The sequence below is a fragment of the Agathobaculum faecis genome, from assembly GCF_014287995.1.
In the GTDB taxonomy this organism is placed as follows: Bacteria; Bacillota; Clostridia; order Oscillospirales; family Butyricicoccaceae; genus Agathobaculum; species Agathobaculum ammoniilyticum.
On the sequence record NZ_JACOPL010000037.1, the window covers coordinates 1 to 3,912 of the forward strand.

Below are 3,912 nucleotides of genomic sequence, written 5' to 3' on the forward strand. Positions count from 1 at the left end.
AAGTTCTGCGAGTCCCAGGGCATCATCGCCGGCTACGGCGACAACACCTTCAAGCCCGACGCGACCGTAACCGGCGTGGAAGCTGCGAAGATGCTGCTCGTTCTGACCGGTTATGACGCAAACAAGGCTGGTCTGGTAGGCCACAACTGGTCCACCAACACCCTGAAGTATGCTGGCTCCGCCGGCCTGCTGGACGACGTCAACTCCGGCCTGGAGCAGGGCCTGCCGCGTCAGTACGCCGCGCAGATGATCTACAACACGCTGGAAGCCAACCGCGTGAAGTGGTCCGACGATTCCCAGTCCTTTGACGACGTCCTCAACGGCGGCATCAAGGAGACTGTCGGCTCCGCTTACATGGGCCTGTCCTACGACGTAGGCACCATGACCGAGATGAGCAAGGACTCCCTGACCATCAAGATCGACGGCAGCTATGATTCCGACAACTACCACCAGTCCAAGGATTACAAGACCGTTTCCTTCACCAAGGTAGGCTCGGATTACTCCAAGCTGCTCGGCCAGAAGGTCAAGGTCATGTTCAAGGACGGCAAGACCAACAACGTCCTCGGCATCTACGCGATCTCTGACAACACCTCCTACACGGTTGCTGCAAACGGCACCGAGAAGGACGGCGACAAGGTCAAGTTCGGCGGCTCCTCCTACTCTGTTGAGTTCTACGGCGACGCGGACAACAAGACCATCTACGACTCCAACAAGGGCGACGCGATCGCTACCTACATCGACGGCCAGGTTGCTGAAGGCACCACGCTCGACGAGCTGGACAACAACAAGCTGAACCCGAACATGTACACGTTCGTCGATACCGACGGCAACGGCAAGATTGATACCCTGAACGTTACCACCTACAACGTTGCCAAGGTATCCTACGCTTCTTCCGACAAGATCATTGCCAGCGGCAAGACCTACAAGACCGCGGATGAGAACATCGCGGACGGTATCGCCAAGGACGACTGGGTCGTTATCACCGAGAACCTGTACAACGACAACAAGGATATTGTTAAGGCTGACATGTCCACCGGCACCCTGAACGGCCTGCGCGACAACCAGTCTGCTAACATCTTCTTTGACGGCGGCGACGTTTCCACGAGCAAGGTAACCTACAACGAGTACCGCGTGGGCGACGACTGGTTCAAGGGCGCTGCGAAGGTTCAGTCCACCGCAAGCGAATCCGACCTGAACACCGTTAAGGCTGGCAACGAGGTAGAGTATGTTGTTGTCAACAACATCATGTTCTATGTCAAGCGCGTTTCCGGCAAGGCGGACGGTAAGGTTGACGAAGTTGCGATGATCGTCAACAAGGGCACCACTGGCATCGACAACGAAGTCAAGCTGGCGTTCTTCGACGGCACCACCAAGACGGTTGAGGTCGACAGCGACAGCACGATCAAGTGGGATGACCTGAAGACCGGCACCGTTTACGGCTACGACGTATCCGGCGACGAGTACAGCTTTGAGGCCCTGAAGGATGGCGTTGCTGACAGCAAGTACGAGGAGTACTACGGCGACATGACCTACATGGGCTCGCAGCAGACCTCCGGCACGAACGCATTCAACTCTCTGGGCAAGTACACCATTGACGACGACGCAGAAGTCCTGCTGTTCCTGCCGAAGCGCACCACCAACATTGGCGACGATGCTTCCGGCAACGATTCCAAGAAGATCTCCGGCAAGCAGTTCAAGGCTCTGGCTAACGGCAAGATCATTAACTCTTCTGAGATCTATGGCTTCTACGGCAGCATGAGCGGCATTGACCGCGTCGGCGCTATGGCTGTTGCAGTCAACAGCCTGGACGGCATCGTCAAGACCTGGAGCAACTACGGCTACATTGTTACCAAGCCCTACAAGGTAGACAACAGCACGATCGAGTACACCTTCTGGAACGGTTCTGAGAATGTAACGGTTCAGGAGGACAAGAACAGCACTTCCGACCGCGCGAAGGGCACCGTTATCGGCTACGATACGCTCACCGAGAAGGACGGCGTAAAGGTAATTGACGACGTGGATCATCTGACCGCTTCTGACATTACGTTCACTGCTGTAACCAGCGTAAACGACAAGAAGGATACTGCGATCTTTGCGAAGCAGCCGGTTGGCGCAAGCCAGTCTGAGCTGGACAAGGTAAGCAGCAGCGACGTATTCTACATCGACACCGATGCTGACAAGGATCTGGAGATCGGCGTAGAGGACGGCGAGATCAAGGAAGCGCAGAAGGTTGACGGCGACTACCTGGCGAACGCTCTGGTAATCGGCAACGACGACGAGATCGAGCTGCTGATCATCGATCAGGGCGAGTATCTGGACAACGACGTTTACACGGTTGACACCACCGGCGGCGTTGTTGACGGCGAGGATGCGAACGCTTCTGACGTCAAGATCGGCTCCATCAATGACGTGGCAGTTGGCGAGTCCGTTGATATGGACGTGACCGTTACGACCAAGAACATCAACAAGGGCACCTCTGTCCGCGTTTCCCTGAGCAACGCTGACGGCCTGACCGCTTCGGCTACCGATATCGACAGCGACGGCAAGTCCGTTGTGACCATCAAGGGCACCCCGAAGAAGGACGGCACCGCTACGCTGAAGGTAACGGTTGACGGCAAGACTGTTGACAAGACCTTCACCATCAACAAGGAAGCGAGCAACGTTGTCCTGAAGACCAGCTACGACACCACGGACGACGCTACTTTCGCCACCGTTAAGACCTACACCGGTACGGTTGGCTACCAGAACGCCTGGATGCTCACCCCGGACGTAAAGGTTGTTGACGGTCAGGGCACTGACAAGTCTGCTGACTTCACTGTGACCAAGAGCAACCTCTCTCTGATCACTGACAACAACGCTGCGGCGAAGACCTTTACGGTAGCGACCAAGGCCACCACCAAGGTTGGCGCTTACAAGATCGTTGTTACCCTGGGCGATCAGAAGACCGAGCAGGCGATCAAGGTTGTTACTGCTGTGGTTGCGGCTCCGACCGTTACCCTGACCAAGATTGCTGATAGTCAGAACCCGACCCAGGCGCAGGCTACCTGCTCCAGCACGGGCGTTGACAGCGGCAACGTTGTAACCGAGTGGTACAAGGCTGCTGACACGACTGGCACCAAGCTGGGCGATTCGGAAACTGTTTCTACCGGCGATACGGTTTCTGTAAAGGTTATCCTGACTGCTGCGGAAGGCTACACCTTCACCGGCGGCAGCTACGATGCAGTTCAGCTCTTTGGCCAGACTGCTACCGCGACTATTGCTCCGGATGGCACCACCCTCACTCTGGTTGTGAACAATCAGACGGTTTAATCCGTATAACGAAAACCCCTCTCGAATGAGAGGGGTTTTCCCTTTTTACAGCCCAAAGGCGATGTAACCGTAGGTTTTTCCGGATTCGTTGGGGTTGTTGCTGCGGTTGATGCTCATACTGTCCGATTCGGAGACGCGGAAGCCGTTTTCCGTCAGGTGGGACTCGGAAAGTTCCGGAGGGGAGCCACCGCAGAGCCTGTGACATACCGTTATCGTTTCCAGCATTTCAAAATTGCCTATCGTTGGCGCAAGTATGACCAGATACGGCTTAAAACCAAGGGAAATCAACCGGTTTTCCGTCCCGTCGCCCGTATAGGTGCCGTAAATGACCTGCGCCCTTTTTGGCATCGCCTGTTCCAGGCTGCTGACACGGTTTTTCAGCGCGGTGGTTTCACTGGTCAGCGCGGCCTGGGTCGCTTTTGCGTCCAGCTCGGCGGCAAGCTCCTCTGAGAGCATCTCCCGATCGATCGTGTCCCCGAACGTATCCACCACGATGCCCTCCACACGCGCCTCCAGCCGCGAAGCCTCGTCGCAGATTCCGTTCACCGCCTGCCGCAGCTCCTCCGGACTGCTGTCGAACCGCGCTTTCAGCTCGTTTGCCGG

At 56.4% G+C, this 3,912-nt stretch carries 1 protein-coding gene and 1 pseudogene; one reads left to right on the top strand and one right to left on the bottom strand.

Translation table 11 applies throughout. From position 1 onward, the window contains the following. Window positions 1-3,309: S-layer homology domain-containing protein (locus H8S45_RS15490; RefSeq protein ID WP_186950534.1), on the top strand; the 3,309-nt coding region annotated here is incomplete at its 5' end. Window positions 3,310-3,354: 45 nt separating this feature from the next. Here the strand turns inward: H8S45_RS15490 and H8S45_RS15495 are convergent. Continuing rightward, window positions 3,355-3,912: pseudogene (locus H8S45_RS15495) on the bottom strand (hypothetical protein); the annotation flags it as partial.